Source organism: Pseudomonas sp. PB3P13 (assembly GCF_054897735.1).
In genome coordinates, this window is the sequence record NZ_CM142702.1 from 1,881,297 (window position 1) to 1,897,091 (window position 15,795).

Genomic DNA, 15,795 nt, shown 5'->3' on the forward strand with positions numbered 1-15,795 from the left:
GCAAATGCGCAACTTTCGAGGCTATCCGCCTTGTTCACTCCGCCGCGCCAAAAGCGTGTCGGGTTCGATTTCGTCACAGATAAAAACAAACAGGTGACGCATGACCGTAGGAAATACGCTGAACTCCTGGTGCCTGCGCTGGGGTTTGATCGGCGCTGCTTGAAATCGCAACCGAGCAGCAACGTCTACTGAACATCATCAAACCTTGCGTGAGACCTTTTTCATGAGTGGACAAAACTCGCATTCAGGCGAGCTGAAACGCGGCCTGAAGAATCGTCATATTCAACTGATCGCCCTCGGTGGCGCGATCGGTACCGGCCTGTTCCTCGGCTCGGCCGGGGTGCTGAAATCCGCCGGGCCGTCGATGATCCTCGGCTACGCCATCTGTGGCTTCATCGCGTTCATGATCATGCGCCAGCTTGGCGAAATGATCGTCGAAGAACCGGTGGCCGGGTCGTTCAGCCACTTCGCGCACAAATACTGGGGCGGTTTCGCTGGTTTCCTGTCGGGCTGGAACTGCTGGATTTTGTACATTCTGGTAGGCATGTCGGAGCTGACCGCGGTCGGTAAATACATCCACTATTGGGCGCCAGACATCCCGACCTGGGTCTCGGCAGCCGGGTTCTTTGTGCTGATCAACCTGATCAATCTGGCCAACGTCAAAGTCTTCGGTGAAGCCGAGTTCTGGTTTGCGATCATCAAAGTCGTGGCAATCGTCGGCATGATCGCGTTGGGCAGTTATCTGCTGGTCAGTGGCAACGGCGGCCCGCAAGCCTCGGTGACCAACCTGTGGTCGCACGGCGGTTTCTTCCCGAACGGGGTCAGCGGACTGGTGATGGCCATGGCGATCATCATGTTCTCGTTCGGCGGTCTGGAAATGCTCGGTTTCACCGCAGCAGAAGCCGACAAGCCAAGAACCGTGATCCCCAAAGCCATCAACCAGGTGATCTACCGGATCCTGATTTTCTACATCGGGGCGCTGGTCATTCTGCTGTCGCTGACGCCATGGGACAGCCTGCTGGCGACGCTCAACGCGTCCGGCGATGCCTACAGCGGCAGTCCGTTTGTGCAGGTGTTCTCGATGCTGGGCAGCAACACCGCTGCGCACATCCTCAATTTCGTGGTCCTGACCGCTGCCTTGTCGGTGTACAACAGCGGCACTTACTGCAACAGCCGCATGCTGCTGGGCATGGCCGAGCAGGGCGACGCGCCGAGAGCACTGGCGAAGATCGACAAGCGCGGCGTGCCCGTGCGTTCACTGCTCGCCTCGGCGGCGGTAACGCTGATTGCCGTGTTGTTGAACTACCTGATCCCGCAGAGTGCACTGGAGTTGTTGATGTCGTTGGTGGTCGCCACGCTGGTGATCAACTGGGCGATGATCAGTTACTCGCATTTCAAGTTCCGTCAGCACATGAACAAGACCCATCAGACGCCGTTGTTCAAAGCGCTGTGGTATCCGTACGGCAACTACGTCTGCCTGGCGTTCGTCGTGTTCATTCTGGGCGTGATGCTGCTGATTCCGGGCATTCAGATTTCGGTGTACGCGATCCCGGTGTGGGTTGCGTTCATGTGGGTGTGCTACGGCATCAAGAACAAGCGCAGTGCGCAGCAGGCGATGCGGCCGGCGGTGGAATAACGCGACGCTGGTAAACAACGAACCCGGCCATGTGCCGGGTTTTTGTACGCGCTGCAAAACCTGTGGGGGCGTGGCTTGCCCGCGATAAACGATATCGCGGTGTGGGCTGATCAAGCGCTGTGCCTGATGCGCGGGGCAAGCCATGTTCCCACGGGGGCGCATTCAATCAGCTGAATCGCGGTATCCTGCGCATTCTGAACCCGGACGCTTTTTCCATGCTGGTAATCTCCAACAACGTGCACCTCCCCGATGCCGAGATCGAATTGACGGCCATTCGTGCTCAAGGCGCGGGGGGGCAGAACGTCAACAAGGTTTCCAGCGCCATGCACTTGCGCTTCGACATTCCGGCTTCGTCGTTGCCAGAGTTCTACAAGGAACGGTTACTGGCGCTGCGCGACAGTCGCATCACCAGCGAAGGCGTGTTGATTATCAAGGCCCAGCAATACCGCACGCAGGAAGCCAATCGCGCCGATGCACTGGAGCGTTTGACCGAGCTGATCCTGAGCGCCACCAAGGTCGAAAAGAAGCGTCGACCGACCAAACCGACCCTCGGCTCGAAGAAACGCCGGCTCGAATCCAAGACCAAACGCGGCAGCATCAAGGCCGGGCGCGGCAAGGTCGATTTCTAGCGGGCGTCGCGTTCTTCCCGGTGCTTTTGATTAAGGTACTTCGGCGCCTGTCGGTACAGGTAAACGCTGAGGGCCAACCCGCTGAGCGCCGCGAGTGCGGCAAACAGAAAGATCGAGGCAAAACCGAAACCTGCCGCAATCGCTCCGGCCAGTGGACCGGTGATCCCCAGCGACAAATCAATGAACAGCGAATAAGCCCCGACCGCCGCGCCGCGACTGGAGGCCGGCACCAGATTGACCGCCTCCACGCCCAGCGCCGGGAACACCAGCGAAAACCCGAAACCGCTGAGTGCCGCACCGGCCAGGGCCCATTGTGCGTCCGGCGCCAGCCAAAGCAGGAGCAAGCCCAGGGTTTCCACTGACAGGCAGGCAATCGCCACACGAAAGCCGCCAAGTCGGTTGATCAGGTTGCCGAACAGCAGGCGCGCGGCGATGAAACTGGCGCCGAACAGACTCAGGCACAGCACCGCGTTGTCCCAGTTCTGCGTCGCGTAATACAAGGTGATGAACGTGGCGATAGTGCCAAAGCCGATCGAGCCCAGCGCCAGGCCGCAACCGTGTGGCAACACGCGCCCGAGCACATGCATGAACGGCAAGCGCTCGCCGACTACGATCGGCGCGGCGGTTTTCGGCCAGGCCAGCGCCAGGCCCAGCACGGCCAGCAAGACGATACTCGCACCCATGCTCCATAAACCCAATTGACTGACCAGCAAGACGCCCAGTGGCGCGCCGATGGCCAATGCGCCGTAACTGGCGATGCCGTTCCACGAGATGACTTTGGCGGTATTCGCAGCGCCCACCCGACCGATGCCCCAGCCGATCGACCCGGAGCCCACCAGGCTTTCAGCGCTGCCGAGCACCAGCCGGCCGATCAACAGGCTGATCAGGCTCAGCATCGGCAAGCTTTGCGTCCACGCCGAAATCAGCATGAACACGCCGCTCAAACCGCACCCGGCGAGGCCGTACATCACCGCCAGTTTGCTGCCCTTGTTGTCGATGATTTTCCCTGCATACGGACGGCTGAGCAGGGTGGCCAGGTATTGCACGCTGATCACCAGACCCGCGACGACGGCGCCGAAACCGAGGTCGCTGTGGACGTAGCCGGGCAATACGGCCAGGGGAATGCCGATGTTCAGATAGCCGATGAAGGTAAACAGGACGATGGAAACGACTTGCAGCGTGACCGCCAGGGGGCGCTGGTTTTCAGACATGAGGTAAAGGTCCACGGAGAAGCAGGATAGATAGGCTGCTTATGATAGCGGCGCGCATGGCTGCTGGTCGTGGAAAAGTAAAACTATTTGCCGGGCGGGCAGTTTCAGGACTTGGCCGGGGCAACCAGATGCGTCGTGACCAGGGCGGCCAGGGCGTTTTCTTCAGTGCCGAAACGGGCGAGCAATGCAGCCTGTTTTTCGGGAGAGAGACGATTCCAGATGTCGATCATTCTTTCGGCAGTGCCGATCAGGATGCTGGCCTGCAGCTCTTCATCAACAGGAGGGATGATGGTGTCGGTCATGAGGAGTCTCGGGGTTCAGGCGGTGTGGAAAGCGCATGTTAGCGCTTTCCACACGGTCTGGCATTGCAGGTGTTTCAGTCTTCGCTGTCGGCCTGGCGGCTTTCAGTGGCTTGTGTCGGCTCGGGCTGTTGGGCACCGGCTTGTTGCGTGGTTGTCTGCTCAGTTTCGTGCAGGCTTGGGAAGGGGAGATTAGGGATCTCGTGCATGTTTCGCGCTCCTCGCAAAGTCTGTTGACAGATCTGGTAGATCCGCGCTTTTACAAAGCCTGCGCAGGATACAGCAGGAGAAATGACAAATAGACTTTTATCTCGAGTTTCTGCGACCAATGGCCGCACCGAGGAACTTTTACGGGAAAACCCTGTAGCAGCTGCCGAGCCCGCGAGGCTGCGTCCGACTGCGCGCCGAGCCCGACGCAGCCTCGCAGACTCGGCAGCTCCTACCGGGAAACCGGCAGGCTATTTATTTGCAGACCTTGGCGATGGCTTCCGCCAGCAGGTCCAGACGCGTTGCATCAATCCCGGCGACGTTGGCGCGACCCGTGCCCACCATGTAAACGCTGTGATGATCGCGCAAGTTTTTCACTTGGTCCGGCGTTAAACCGGTGTAGGAAAACATCCCGCGCTGTTCACCGATGTGAGCAAACCGCTCGCGCAAACCGTGCGGTTCCAGCGCTTCGACCAAGCCGCTGCGCAACTGGGCGATGCGCAACCGCATGGCTTCCACTTCATCTGCCCAGAGACTTTTCAGGTCCGGGTCAGCGAGAATTGTCGCGACCACGGCGGCGCCATGATCCGGCGGTGTCGACCACAGGTTACGAGCGATGTTGGCCAGTTGGCTGCGGATATCGATCAGCTTGTCTGCATTTTTCGCGCAGACAATCAATGCGCCAGTGCGGTCGCGGTACAGGCCGAAATTCTTCGAGCAGGAACTGGTGATCAGCACTTCCGGCAGCTCAGCCGCGAACAGTCGGGTGGACCAGGCATCCTGTTCCAGCCCATCGCCGAAGCCCTGGTAAGCGAAATCGATCAGTGGCACCAGATCGCGACTGCGCACCACGTCCAGCACTTGGCGCCAGTCGTCATGGGACAGATCGAAACCGGTCGGGTTGTGGCAGCAGGCATGCAGCAACACCACGTCGCCCTTCGGTGCTTCGCGCAGCGCGGCGAGCATCGCCTCGACATCAAGACGGTTGTCGCCGCCGACATAAGGGTAGTGGCTGACCTTGACCCCGGCCGTGGCGAAAATGGTTTCGTGAATCGGCCAGGTCGGGTTGCTCAACCAGACGCCACGGCCCGGCAGGCATTGCGCGATGAAGTCGGCGCTCAGCCGCAAGGCCCCGGTTCCACCCGGAGTCTGCGTGGCGCCGACGCGCTGTTGCGCGATCAATGCCGAATCGGCGCCGAGCACCAGTTCATTGATGGCTTTGCCGAACGCCGGCTCGCCGTGACCGCCGATGTAGGTCTTGGTGGTTTGACGATCCACCAGACGCTGCTCGGCCAGCTTCACCGCCTGCGGAATTGGCGTGAGGCCGAAGGCGTCTTTATAGACGCCGACGCCAAGGTCGAATTTGCCCGGGTTCTGGTCCTGCGCGTAGGCCTCCATCAGGCCCAGAATCGGGTCGCCGGGGACTCGGCCAATGGCGTCGAAATGCATTATTTGCGGCCCTCGGCGTCTTTCGCCACGTCGTCAGTGCGCGCGGCCATGATGAAGTCGTTGCGGTGCAAGCCCTTGATCGAGTGGCTCCACCAGGTCACGGTGACTTTGCCCCACTCGGTGAGCAGGCCCGGGTGATGACCTTCGGCTTCGGAGATTTCACCGACGGCGTTGGTGAACGCCAGCGCGTGCTTGAAATTCTTGAACAGGAACATTTTTTCCAGCTGCATGACGCCATCGCGAACTTCGATGTTCCAGTCCGGTATCTGCTTGATCAATACCGGCAGTTCTTCGTCGCTGACTTGCGGTGCATCGGCGCGGCAGGCTTCGCAATGGGCTTGGTTCAATGTGGACATGGTCTGTTTCCCGATTCGATTCTTGTTAGACGTTACTATTTTTCGGCGCGTGCCGCGACTGCCGGGGTCTTCAGGCAGCTTTGGGTTTAGGCGGAAATTTGGGTGCGTGCAAGCCCAGCGTCATGCCTTGCTCGACCATGCCCATGATGTCTTCGTGGGCCAGGTCGAACAGGCGCTTGAGATTGGGCAAGACAAAATACAGCGGCTGCAGGATGTCGATGCGATACGGCGTGCGCATGCATTCCAGCGGATCGAAGGCCTGATGCTCAGGTTCGTCCGACAGGCAGTAAACGGTTTCTTTCGGCGAGGACAGGATGCCACCGCCGTAAATGCGCTGGCCGTCTGGCGTGTCCACCAGACCGAACTCGATGGTCATCCAGTACAGGCGCGCAAGGTAAACGCGTTCTTCCTTTGAAGCCTGTAGGCCGAGTTTGCCGTAGGTGTGGGTGAATTCGGCAAACCATGGGTTGGTCAGCAGCGGGCAGTGGCCAAAGATTTCGTGAAAAATGTCCGGTTCCTGCAGGTAATCCAGCTCTTCGCGGGTGCGAATAAACGTCGCCACCGGAAACTGCTTGTTAGCGAGCAATTCGAAAAAAGTCTGGAAGGGAATCAGTGCCGGCACACGGGCGACTTGCCAGCCGGTGGTTTCACCGAGCACCTTGTTGATCTCGCCGAGCTGCGGAATACGGTCATGGGGCAGGCCGAGTTTTTCAATGCCGTCCAGGTATTCCTGACACGCACGCCCCTCGATCACCTTCAACTGGCGCGTGATCAGCGTGTTCCACACCGCATGTTCTTCGGCGGGGTAGTCGATAAAACCTTGCGCATCGGGCTCGCGAGCCACGTATTGCGTCTGTTTCATGCTGCTCTCCTGCTAGGGGATATCGTTCTTGTTATGTCCTGCGATGGACCTAGAAATACCCCATCGGTTGCCGAGTGACAGCCCCATGAACGGCGCAACGCGTAGGAAATTTCGCGCCTTTCCGTAAAGTAATCGTTACGATTTGTGCGGTGTAGCGCAGATATTACGGTTCCAGGGCTTGAAACGGTTCCCGGGTGTCACATAATCTTGACGACTATCTGCGCACCTCGACAGAAATATCCTGCACTGATCTCTGTGGGAGCCAGCCTGCTGGCGATTGCGGTGGGTCAATCCACAGCAGTATCGCGTGACTGATGGCTATCGCCAGCAGGCTGGCTCCCACAGGTTTTGGCTGTGTCTGCACCTTACTCGTAGTTTTCAGGCCTTCTATATGCGTATCAAAGTTCATTGCCAGAACCGCATCGGCATCCTGCGCGACATTCTCAACCTGCTGGTCGAGTACGGCATCAACGTCGCTCGCGGTGAGGTCGGCGGTGAGCATGGCAACGCGATTTACCTGCATTGCCCCAACCTGATCAACATTCAGTTTCAGGCGCTGCGTCCGAAATTCGAATCAATAGGCGGGGTATTCGGTGTCAAGCGTGTCGGGCTGATGCCTAGCGAGCGTCGGCATATGGAGCTGAATGCCTTGCTCGGCGCCCTGGAATTTCCGGTGCTGTCGATCGACATGGGCGGCTCTATCGTGGCGGCCAACCGCGCGGCAGCACAATTGCTTGGCGTGCGGGTGGATGAGGTGCCGGGTATACCGTTGTCGCGTTACGCCGAGGACTTCGACGTGCCGGAACTGGTGCGCGCCAACAAGTCGCGGATCAATGGCATGCGGGTCAAGGTCAGCGGTGACGTGTTTCTCGCCGATATCGCCCCGCTGCAATCGGAGCATGACGACAGTGAAGCCATGGCCGGTGCGGTGCTGACCTTGCACCGGGCCGATCGGGTGGGCGAGCGCATCTATAACGTGCGCAAGCAGGAGCTGCGCGGCTTTGACAGTATCTTCCAGAGTTCCAAAGTGATGGCTGCGGTAGTGCGCGAGGCCCGGCGCATGGCGCCACTCGATGCGCCGCTATTGATAGAAGGCGAAACGGGCACCGGCAAAGAGCTGCTGGCGCGCGCCTGCCACCTGGCCAGCCCGCGCGGGCAGTCGCCGTTGATGGCGCTTAACTGCGCCGGGCTGCCGGAATCGATGGCCGAGACCGAATTGTTCGGCTATGGCCCCGGCGCATTCGAAGGCGCGCGGGCCGAAGGCAAACTCGGGCTGCTGGAGCTGACGGCAGGCGGTACGCTGTTTCTCGATGGCGTCGGCGAAATGAGCCCGCGCCTGCAGGTGAAATTGCTGCGTTTTCTGCAGGATGGCTGCTTCCGGCGTGTAGGCAGTGATGAAGAGGTCTATCTGGATGTACGGGTTATCTGCGCAACGCAGGTCGACTTGTCCGAGTTGTGCGCGCGCGGCGAATTTCGTCAGGATCTCTATCACCGTTTGAATGTGCTGTCGTTGCACATCCCGCCGCTGCGTGAATGCCTCGACGGCTTGACGCCGCTGGTGGAGCATTTTCTTGATCAGGCCAGTCGACAGATTGGTTGTGCGCTGCCGAAACTGGCGCCGGCGGCGATGGATCGGCTTAGTCACTATCATTGGCCAGGCAACGTCCGACAGCTGGAAAACGTGCTGTTCCAGGCGGTTTCCCTGTGCGAGGGCGGCACGGTCAAGGCTGAGCATATTCGCCTGCCGGACTACGGCGCGAGGCAGCCGCTTGGCGATTTTTCCCTCGAAGGCGGGCTGGACGCGATTGTCGGGCGCTTCGAAAAAGCCGTGCTGGAGAGTTTGTACGCCGAGCATCCGAGCAGCCGGCAATTGGGCAAGCGATTGGGGGTTTCGCATACGACGATCGCCAATAAGCTGCGTGAACATGCAGTGGGCAAGGACAACACCTGACCCTGCGGCGATGGGGCTTTTGTGGCGAGGGGCCTTGCCCCCGTTGGGTTGCGAAGCAGCCCGATATCCAGCAAGCAAATACTGCCAAGTAACGCATCGGGCGGGTTTGCGGCCGCTTCTCGACCGAACGGGGGCAAGCCCCCTCGGCACAGGGATTCTGTGTTGGCTGCAAACGGTCGACGCTTGCCGTAAGCGGCATGACACCGCCGGTTTTTCGTCTTTGACACGATTATCAATAACCCTCTTATTCCCCTCAGCCCCAGCATTTGCCGGGTCTCGTCCCCTGAAATAATAGTTGGTCTGCAAATTGCTTAAGGCTCAGCAGTACAGCAGTGGGCGGCAAACGTCCGGCATGCAGAGGAATGAGTGTGGACAAGTACCTTTATGTGGCAATGACCGGCGCCAGCCAGAATGCACTGGCGCAGAAGGCTCACGCGAACAACCTCGCGAACATTTCCACCAACGGTTTCCAGAAAGATCTGGAGCAGGCGCGTTCGATGCCGGTGTTCGGTGACAGCTTTCCGGCGCGTGCATTTGCGCTGTCGGAGCGGCCGGCCACTGACTTCTCTCCGGGGACCCTGGTGCAAACCGGACGCGAACTCGATGTCGCCGTGCAGGGCAATGGCTGGCTCGCCGTGCAGAACCCGGACGGTGGCGAAAGCTACGTGCGCACCGGCAGCCTGAACGTCGATGCGCTCGGCGTATTGCGCGCCGGCAACGGCATGCCGGTGATGGGTAACGGCGGGCCGATCTCCGTGCCGCCCGAGCAGCAGATCGAAATTGGCGAAGACGGCACCGTCAGCATCCGAGCGATGGGCGAAGGCCCTCGCGTGATGGCAGAAGTCGACCGGATCAAACTGGTCAACCCGGACTTCAAGAACATGACCAAAGGCCTCGACGGTTCAATTCACACCAAGGACGGTCAGCCGGCGCAAGCCGATGCCAACGTCAAACTGGTGTCCGGTTTTCTCGAATCGAGCAACGTCAATGCCGTGGAAGAAATGACTTCGGTACTGGCGCTGGCGAAGCAGTTCGAACTGCACATCAAAATGATGAACACCGCCAAAGAAGACGACCAGGCCATGGCTCGGGTCTTGCAGATCTAATAATCATCACAACGTCGCGCCGTTAAACAGGCGCACGAGGAGAATCGAATGCTTCCGGCTCTATGGGTTGCCAAAACAGGTCTGTCCGCCCAGGACACCAACCTCACCACCATTTCCAACAACCTGGCCAACGTGTCGACTACGGGTTTCAAACGTGACCGCGCCGAGTTCCAGGACTTGCTCTACCAGATCAAACGCCAGCCAGGCGCCCAGTCGACTCAGGACAGCGAACTGCCATCGGGTCTGCAAGTGGGTACCGGTGTGCGCATTGTCGGTACGCAGAAAAACTTCAACGCCGGTAGCCTGCAAACCACCGAGCAGCCGTTGGACATGGCCATCGACGGTCGCGGTTTTTTCCAGATTCTGCAGCCGGACGGCACCACGTCCTACACCCGTGACGGTACATTCCACCTCGACTCCAACGGTCAGATCGTCAACTCCAGCGGCTTCGCTCTGGAGCCGGCGATTGTCATCCCGAACGACGCGCAGACCTTCACCGTCGGCAAGGACGGCACCGTCTCTGTGACCGTTGCCGGCAACCCGGCTGCTCAGGTGATCGGCAACCTGCAAACTGCCGACTTCATCAACCCGGCCGGTCTGCAAGCCGTGGGCAACAACCTGTTCCTGGAAACCGCTGCCAGTGGCGCGCCGCAAGTCGGCACGCCGGGCCTCGCCGGTTTCGGTACCACGCTGCAGAACACTCTGGAAACGTCCAACGTCAGCACCGTTGAAGAGATGGTCAACATGATCACCACTCAACGCGCCTACGAGATGAACTCCAAGGTGATCTCCACCGCCGACCAGATGCTCTCGTTCGTAACGCAGAATCTGTAATCAAGTCTGAGGCGGCCGTAAGGTCGCCAGCAACACCGTGAGGTAGGGTCATGAATCGCTTTGTATCTGTTCTGGCACTGAGTGGGATCACCGCGCTGGCGGGCTGCGTCGCGCCGCCGCCCAAGCCCAATGACCCTTACTATGCACCGGTGTTGCCGCGCACGCCGCTGCCGGCTGCGGCCAATAACGGCTCGATCTATCAGGCCGGTTTCGAACAGAACCTGTACAGCGACCGCAAGGCGTTCCGGGTCGGTGACATCATCACCATCACCCTCAACGAGCGTACGCAGGCGAGCAAGAATGCCAACTCGCAAATCGATAAAAGCAGCGACACCAGTGTCGGCCTGACGTCGTTGTTCGGCTCCAGCCTGACCACCAACAACCCTATCGGTGGCGGCGACCTGAGCCTGAACGCCGGCTACGGTGCCGACCGCTCCAGCAACGGCGACAGCAAGTCTGGCCAGAGCAACAGCCTGACCGGTTCGATCACCGTGACCGTCGCCGATGTGTTGCCTAACGGCATCATTGCCGTGCGCGGCGAGAAGTGGCTGACCCTCAACACCGGCGATGAGCTGGTGCGGATTGCCGGTCTGGTGCGTGCCGATGACATTGCTACCGACAACACCGTGTCGTCGACCCGCGTTGCCGATGCACGTATCACCTATTCGGGCACCGGTGCGTTTGCCGATGCGAGTCAGCCAGGCTGGTTCGACCGTTTTTTCCTCAGCCCGCTGTTCCCTTTCTAGGTGGCTACGTTGAATCTTAAACACCTGTTGGTGGCCGCATTGATGATGTTTGCAGCGTTCGGTGCGCAAGCCGAGCGGCTGAAGGACATCGCCAGTATTTCCGGCGTGCGTTCCAACCAATTGATCGGTTACGGCCTGGTGGTCGGGCTTAACGGCACCGGTGACCAGACGACGCAGACACCGTTTACCTTGCAGACCTTCAACAACATGCTCTCGCAGTTCGGCATCAAAGTGCCGGCGGGCTCGGGCAACGTGCAGTTGAAGAACGTCGCCGCCGTGTCGATCAGTGCCGATTTGCCGGCGTTCGCCAAACCAGGTCAGCAGGTCGATATCACGGTCGCCTCGATCGGCAACTCGAAAAGCCTGCGCGGCGGCACCTTGCTGCTGACGCCGCTCAAGGGTATCGACGGCAACGTTTACGCAGTTGCTCAAGGCAACCTGGTGGTCGGCGGTTTTGATGCCGAAGGTCGCGACGGTTCGAAGATCACCGTGAACGTGCCATCGGCCGGCCGCATTCCTGGTGGTGCCTCGGTTGAGCGGGCTGTGCCGAGCGGTTTCAACCAGGGCAACAGCCTGACGCTGAACCTCAACCGTTCCGACTTCACCACTGCCAAACGCATCGTCGACAAGATCAATGAACTGCTCGGCCCGGGCGTGGCTCAGGCCATCGACGGCGGGTCGATTCGCGTCAGCGCGCCGCTGGATCCGAGCCAGCGTGTCGACTACCTGTCGATTCTCGAAAATCTTGAAGTCGACCCGGGTCAGGCGGTGGCGAAAGTCATCATCAACTCGCGCACCGGCACCATCGTGATTGGCCAGAACGTCAAGGTATCGCCGGCCGCCGTCACCCACGGCAGCCTGACCGTGACCATCACCGAAGACCCGATTGTCAGCCAGCCCGGCCCTCTGTCCAATGGCCAGACGGCCGTCGTGCCTCGCTCGCGGGTCAACGCGGAACAGGAAGCCAAGCCGATGTTCAAGTTCGGCCCGGGTACCACCCTCGATGAAATCGTGCGAGCGGTGAATCAGGTCGGCGCAGCACCGGGTGACTTGATGGCGATTCTTGAAGCATTGAAACAGGCCGGTGCGTTGCAAGCCGACCTGATCGTGATCTGAGGAAAACGACCATGGATATGCGCAAGGGTCTGGGTGTCAGCAGCAACGATTCGGGGTCTTATTCGGACCTCAATCGCTTGAACCAGCTCAAGGTCGGCGACAAGAACAGCGATGACAACATGCGCAAGGTGGCGCAGGAATTCGAGTCGCTGTTTATCGGTGAAATGCTCAAGTCCATGCGTTCGGCCACCGACACGCTGGGCCAGGACAATCCGCTCAACACGCAAGCGGCCAAGCAGTACCAGGAAATGTACGACCAGCAACTGGCCGTTTCGATGTCCCGTGAAGGCGGCGGCATTGGTCTGGCAGACGTGCTGATGCGCCAGATGTCGAAGAACAAACCGCTGGCACCGGGCGAAGCGGCAACGCTGTCCGCGGCCAAGCAGGAAGCGGCGAAAGCTGCCGCACACACGCCGATTGCTGCCGGCACGGTCGCCACCGATGGCCCGTTGTCGCGTATCAACGGCCAGCGTCCGCTGTGGGCTTCGCGTGCGGTCAACGCGCCGCAGGCGGCGGGTGAGGGCGGCCAGCGCAATGACATGGAATTGATCAATCAGCGTCGCCTGGCTCTGCCGCCCAAACTGGCCGATCGCTTGCTCGCCGGTCTGGTGCCTTCGGCCACGGCGAACACTGCAACCGTCAACCAGGCTGCACTGCCGGATCGCGCCACAACGCCGACCGGTTCGGGCGCTTTGTATAACGGCGACTGGCTGGCGAACGCGCAAGCGGCAGCGAATCCCGGTCTGCAGATTCAGGGGCGCGCGATTGCGCAGATTCCGCTGGCGCCGGCGAAGAAAGCCTTCAGTTCCTCGGATGAATTCGTTAACACCATGCTGCCGATGGCCAAGGAAGCGGCCGAGCGCATTGGCGTCGATCCGCGTTATCTGGTAGCTCAGGCCGCCCTGGAAACCGGTTGGGGCAAATCGGTCATGCGCGCCCAGGACGGCAGCAGCAGCCACAACCTGTTCGGCATCAAGGCCAGCAGCAACTGGAAGGGCGATTCGGCGCGCGCAATCACCAGCGAATTCAGGAATGGCGCGATGGTCAAGGAGACGGCGCAGTTCCGTTCCTACGACTCTTACAAGGACAGTTTCCATGACCTGGTCACGCTGCTGCAAAGCAACGATCGCTATCAAGATGTGCTGAAGTCGGCCGATAACCCAGAACAGTTTGTACGCGAGTTGCAAAAGGCCGGTTACGCCACCGACCCGAATTACGCGAACAAGATTTCGCAGATAGCCAAGCAGATGACGAGTTACCAAAACTACGCTGCAGCGGGCGCTTCAACCACGCCTCTATAGGCACTAGGCATAAGGTCTGAACCATGAGTTTGCTCAATATCGGGATGTCGGGTCTGGCCGCTGGCCAATCCGCATTGATGACAACCGGCAACAACATTGCCAACGTCGACACCGCCGGGTACTCACGCCAGCAAACAGTGCAGGGCACTAAAGCCTCGCAGCAGTACGGCAACGTTTTCATCGGCAGCGGCACGACCCTGGCCGATGTGCGTCGGGTGTACAACAGCTACCTCGACGCACAGTTGCAGACCACCACTTCGTTGAACAGTGATTCGGCTGCCTATCTGAACCAGGTCACGCCGCTGGACAAACTGCTGTCCGACAGCGGCACCGGCCTGAACGGCGCCCTGACCAAATTTTTTGCCTCGGTGCAAAACGTCAACGCCAAACCGGGTGACGACGCTTCCCGCCAGTTGCTGCTGAGCGACGCCCAGGCCTTGAGCAATCGCTTCAACTCGATCTCTTCGCAGTTGAGCGAGCAGAATGCCAACATCAACGGCAACCTGACGAGCATGGCCGATCAGGTCAACAAACTCGCCACGACCGTTGCGCAACTGAACCAGCGGATTTCCGAAGTCTCCGGCGCCGGCGGCTCGCCGAACGAGCTGCTCGACGCGCGTAACGAAACCGTGCGCCAGCTGGCGACCTTCACCGGTGCGCAGGTCGTGGAGCGTGAAGGCAGCCTCGACATTTATCTGGGCAGCGGTCAGCCGCTGGTCATGGGCAACACCGTCAACAAACTGGAAACCGTGCCGAGCAAGGACGACCCGGGTCGCCTCGCGTTGCAGCTCAATCGCGGTGCCAGCAGCGTCGACATTACCTCGATCATGACGGGCGGCGAGATTGGCGGTCTGTTGCGTTATCGCAGCACCGTGCTCGACCCGGCCATGAACGAACTGGGTCGAGTGGCGCTGGTTGTCGCGGACCAGATGAACACGATCCAGGCGCAGGGCATCGACAAGAACGGTGACTTCGGTTCGACCCTGTTCTCCAGCATCAACAGTGCCGCGCAGATGGCCCAGCGCAGCGTCGCCACCATCGGCAACAGCGTGGGCTCGGGCAACTTCGATGTCAGCATCGAGGACACCGGCAAGCTGACGCTCAGTGATTACAAGGTCACGTTTACCAGCGCCACCGACTACACCGTGCAGCGTCTGCCGGGCAACACGTCGGCAGGTTCTTTCAGCACCACGACCACGCCGGCACCCGTGATTGACGGGTTTTCCCTGAAGCTGTCCGGCGGCACCGCTGCGGCCGGTGATACCTTCAAGATCACCCCGACGCGCAACGCTGCAGCCGCCATCAAGACCGAGATGACCGACTCCAAGCGGCTGGCCATCGCGGCGCCGCTGGGCGCAGCCATCGCTGCTGGCGGTAGCGGCACGTTGTCGATTCCGGCCAGCGGTCAACCGACCCTGACGACTCAATTCGACATCGACGATGTGGCCGTCACCACCGCGATGCAGACCGGCCTGAAAAACTCCACGCCGACCAAAATCGTCTTCGGCGATGTTTCCGCCGACGGCACCAGTCAGACTTATCAGTTTCTGGATGCCAAGGGCGGCGTCATCAGCAGCGGCAGCATCAAGCCCGGCCAGAACAACACCCTGAGCCTGAATATTCCGCTCAAGGACGCCTCGGGCGCGCCGATGCCGGCGCCGCCGGCCGCGCAGTACACCGTGAGCTTCGACATGACCGTTGCCGGTTCCCCGGGCAAAGGCACCGCGGTCAACGTTTCCCTGAGCCAGCCGGGCACGCTGGACAACCGCAACGGCACTGCGCTTGCTGGCCTGCAAACTGCGCAGACCGTTGACACGGCGTCTGCCAGCAAAGGGATTTCCCTGACCGATGCCTACGGCAAACTGGTCGAGGGTGTCGGCTCCAAAGCGGCGCAAGGCAAGCTCGACACGGCAGCGACCGGCGCCATCCTCGCCAACGCCAAAGGCGCGCGCGATTCGGTTTCCGGTGTCGACCTCGATGAGGAAACCGGCAACCTGGTCAAATACCAGCAGTACTACACGGCGTCGTCGCAGATCATCAAAGCCGCGCAAGCCATTTTCAGCACACTGATCAACAGTCTTTAAGGAGTCGT

Annotated in this window: 15 protein-coding genes; 9 read left to right on the forward strand and 6 right to left on the reverse strand. The window is 60.2% G+C overall.

Features of this window, described 5'->3' with window-relative positions:
• The first annotated feature begins 223 nt into the window (after window positions 1-223).
• Window positions 224-1,636 (forward strand): amino acid permease, encoded by a 1,413-nt coding sequence (locus tag ACYZT1_RS08515; protein WP_462018536.1) that lies wholly within the window; start codon window positions 224-226, stop codon window positions 1,634-1,636.
• Between the two features lie 215 nt (window positions 1,637-1,851).
• Window positions 1,852-2,265 (forward strand): alternative ribosome rescue aminoacyl-tRNA hydrolase ArfB, encoded by a 414-nt coding sequence (arfB, locus tag ACYZT1_RS08520; protein WP_007902485.1) that lies wholly within the window; start codon window positions 1,852-1,854, stop codon window positions 2,263-2,265.
• Here the strand turns inward: arfB and ACYZT1_RS08525 are convergent.
• The 6 genes from ACYZT1_RS08525 to phhA all read right to left on the reverse strand — a co-directional run bounded on the left by ACYZT1_RS08525 (window position 2,262) and on the right by phhA (window position 6,649).
• Window positions 2,262-3,476, reverse strand: a complete 1,215-nt coding sequence (locus ACYZT1_RS08525; protein WP_462018537.1) for an MFS transporter — start codon at window positions 3,474-3,476, stop codon at window positions 2,262-2,264. The two genes, arfB and ACYZT1_RS08525, sit on opposite strands and share 4 nt — an antisense overlap.
• A gap of 104 nt (window positions 3,477-3,580) precedes the next feature.
• On the reverse strand, window positions 3,581-3,778 hold the full coding sequence (locus tag ACYZT1_RS08530) for a hypothetical protein (RefSeq protein ID WP_462018538.1): 198 nt from the start codon (window positions 3,776-3,778) through the stop codon (window positions 3,581-3,583).
• 74 nt (window positions 3,779-3,852) lie between these two features.
• Window positions 3,853-3,984 (reverse strand): hypothetical protein, encoded by a 132-nt coding sequence (locus ACYZT1_RS08535; RefSeq protein ID WP_462018539.1) that lies wholly within the window; start codon window positions 3,982-3,984, stop codon window positions 3,853-3,855.
• A 253-nt stretch (window positions 3,985-4,237) separates the two neighbouring features.
• Window positions 4,238-5,431: an amino acid aminotransferase gene (locus ACYZT1_RS08540; RefSeq protein WP_462018540.1), complete on the reverse strand. Its 1,194-nt coding sequence runs from the start codon at window positions 5,429-5,431 to the stop codon at window positions 4,238-4,240.
• Window positions 5,431-5,787, reverse strand: a complete 357-nt coding sequence (locus ACYZT1_RS08545) for a 4a-hydroxytetrahydrobiopterin dehydratase (RefSeq protein ID WP_462018541.1) — start codon at window positions 5,785-5,787, stop codon at window positions 5,431-5,433. The genes ACYZT1_RS08540 and ACYZT1_RS08545 overlap by 1 nt, the downstream gene beginning before the upstream one ends.
• Before the next feature lie 70 nt (window positions 5,788-5,857).
• The gene (phhA, locus tag ACYZT1_RS08550; RefSeq protein ID WP_462018542.1) at window positions 5,858-6,649 is read right to left on the reverse strand and encodes a phenylalanine 4-monooxygenase; all 792 of its coding nucleotides are present in this window, start codon (window positions 6,647-6,649) and stop codon (window positions 5,858-5,860) included.
• Window positions 6,650-7,040: 391 nt separating this feature from the next.
• Here phhA and ACYZT1_RS08555 point away from each other — a divergent pair, with 391 nt between their 5' ends.
• The 7 genes from ACYZT1_RS08555 to flgK all read left to right on the forward strand — a co-directional run bounded on the left by ACYZT1_RS08555 (window position 7,041) and on the right by flgK (window position 15,787).
• Entirely contained in the window at window positions 7,041-8,600 is a 1,560-nt protein-coding gene (locus ACYZT1_RS08555) for a sigma-54-dependent transcriptional regulator (RefSeq protein WP_462018543.1), read from the forward strand.
• Window positions 8,601-8,968: 368 nt separating this feature from the next.
• Window positions 8,969-9,706: a flagellar basal body rod protein FlgF gene (locus ACYZT1_RS08560; RefSeq protein ID WP_462018544.1), complete on the forward strand. Its 738-nt coding sequence runs from the start codon at window positions 8,969-8,971 to the stop codon at window positions 9,704-9,706.
• A 48-nt stretch (window positions 9,707-9,754) separates the two neighbouring features.
• Complete coding sequence (gene flgG / locus ACYZT1_RS08565) at window positions 9,755-10,540, forward strand: flagellar basal-body rod protein FlgG (protein ID WP_028621830.1); 786 nt, start codon at window positions 9,755-9,757, stop codon at window positions 10,538-10,540.
• A 50-nt stretch (window positions 10,541-10,590) separates the two neighbouring features.
• Window positions 10,591-11,286 carry a flagellar basal body L-ring protein FlgH gene (flgH, locus tag ACYZT1_RS08570; protein ID WP_028621831.1) on the forward strand — a complete coding sequence of 232 codons (696 nt, stop codon included), beginning with the start codon at window positions 10,591-10,593 and terminating at the stop codon, window positions 11,284-11,286.
• A gap of 42 nt (window positions 11,287-11,328) precedes the next feature.
• Window positions 11,329-12,402: a flagellar basal body P-ring protein FlgI gene (locus tag ACYZT1_RS08575; RefSeq protein WP_462019210.1), complete on the forward strand. Its 1,074-nt coding sequence runs from the start codon at window positions 11,329-11,331 to the stop codon at window positions 12,400-12,402.
• A gap of 11 nt (window positions 12,403-12,413) precedes the next feature.
• Window positions 12,414-13,703: a flagellar assembly peptidoglycan hydrolase FlgJ gene (gene flgJ / locus ACYZT1_RS08580; protein WP_462018545.1), complete on the forward strand. Its 1,290-nt coding sequence runs from the start codon at window positions 12,414-12,416 to the stop codon at window positions 13,701-13,703.
• Window positions 13,704-13,726: 23 nt separating this feature from the next.
• Window positions 13,727-15,787 (forward strand): flagellar hook-associated protein FlgK, encoded by a 2,061-nt coding sequence (gene flgK / locus ACYZT1_RS08585; protein ID WP_462018546.1) that lies wholly within the window; start codon window positions 13,727-13,729, stop codon window positions 15,785-15,787.
• The last annotated feature ends 8 nt before the right edge of the window (window positions 15,788-15,795 follow it).

Coding starts and splice junctions, on each gene's coding strand:
- ACYZT1_RS08515 (WP_462018536.1), top strand. CDS start 224: ATGAGTGGACAAAACTCGCATTCAGGCGAGCTGAAACGCGGCCTGAAG.
- arfB (WP_007902485.1), top strand. CDS start 1,852: ATGCTGGTAATCTCCAACAACGTGCACCTCCCCGATGCCGAGATCGAA.
- ACYZT1_RS08525 (WP_462018537.1), bottom strand. CDS start 3,476: ATGTCTGAAAACCAGCGCCCCCTGGCGGTCACGCTGCAAGTCGTTTCC.
- ACYZT1_RS08530 (WP_462018538.1), bottom strand. CDS start 3,778: ATGACCGACACCATCATCCCTCCTGTTGATGAAGAGCTGCAGGCCAGC.
- ACYZT1_RS08535 (WP_462018539.1), bottom strand. CDS start 3,984: ATGCACGAGATCCCTAATCTCCCCTTCCCAAGCCTGCACGAAACTGAG.
- ACYZT1_RS08540 (WP_462018540.1), bottom strand. CDS start 5,431: ATGCATTTCGACGCCATTGGCCGAGTCCCCGGCGACCCGATTCTGGGC.
- ACYZT1_RS08545 (WP_462018541.1), bottom strand. CDS start 5,787: ATGTCCACATTGAACCAAGCCCATTGCGAAGCCTGCCGCGCCGATGCA.
- phhA (WP_462018542.1), bottom strand. CDS start 6,649: ATGAAACAGACGCAATACGTGGCTCGCGAGCCCGATGCGCAAGGTTTT.
- ACYZT1_RS08555 (WP_462018543.1), top strand. CDS start 7,041: ATGCGTATCAAAGTTCATTGCCAGAACCGCATCGGCATCCTGCGCGAC.
- flgG (WP_028621830.1), top strand. CDS start 9,755: ATGCTTCCGGCTCTATGGGTTGCCAAAACAGGTCTGTCCGCCCAGGAC.
- flgH (WP_028621831.1), top strand. CDS start 10,591: ATGAATCGCTTTGTATCTGTTCTGGCACTGAGTGGGATCACCGCGCTG.
- ACYZT1_RS08575 (WP_462019210.1), top strand. CDS start 11,329: ATGATGTTTGCAGCGTTCGGTGCGCAAGCCGAGCGGCTGAAGGACATC.
- flgJ (WP_462018545.1), top strand. CDS start 12,414: ATGGATATGCGCAAGGGTCTGGGTGTCAGCAGCAACGATTCGGGGTCT.
- flgK (WP_462018546.1), top strand. CDS start 13,727: ATGAGTTTGCTCAATATCGGGATGTCGGGTCTGGCCGCTGGCCAATCC.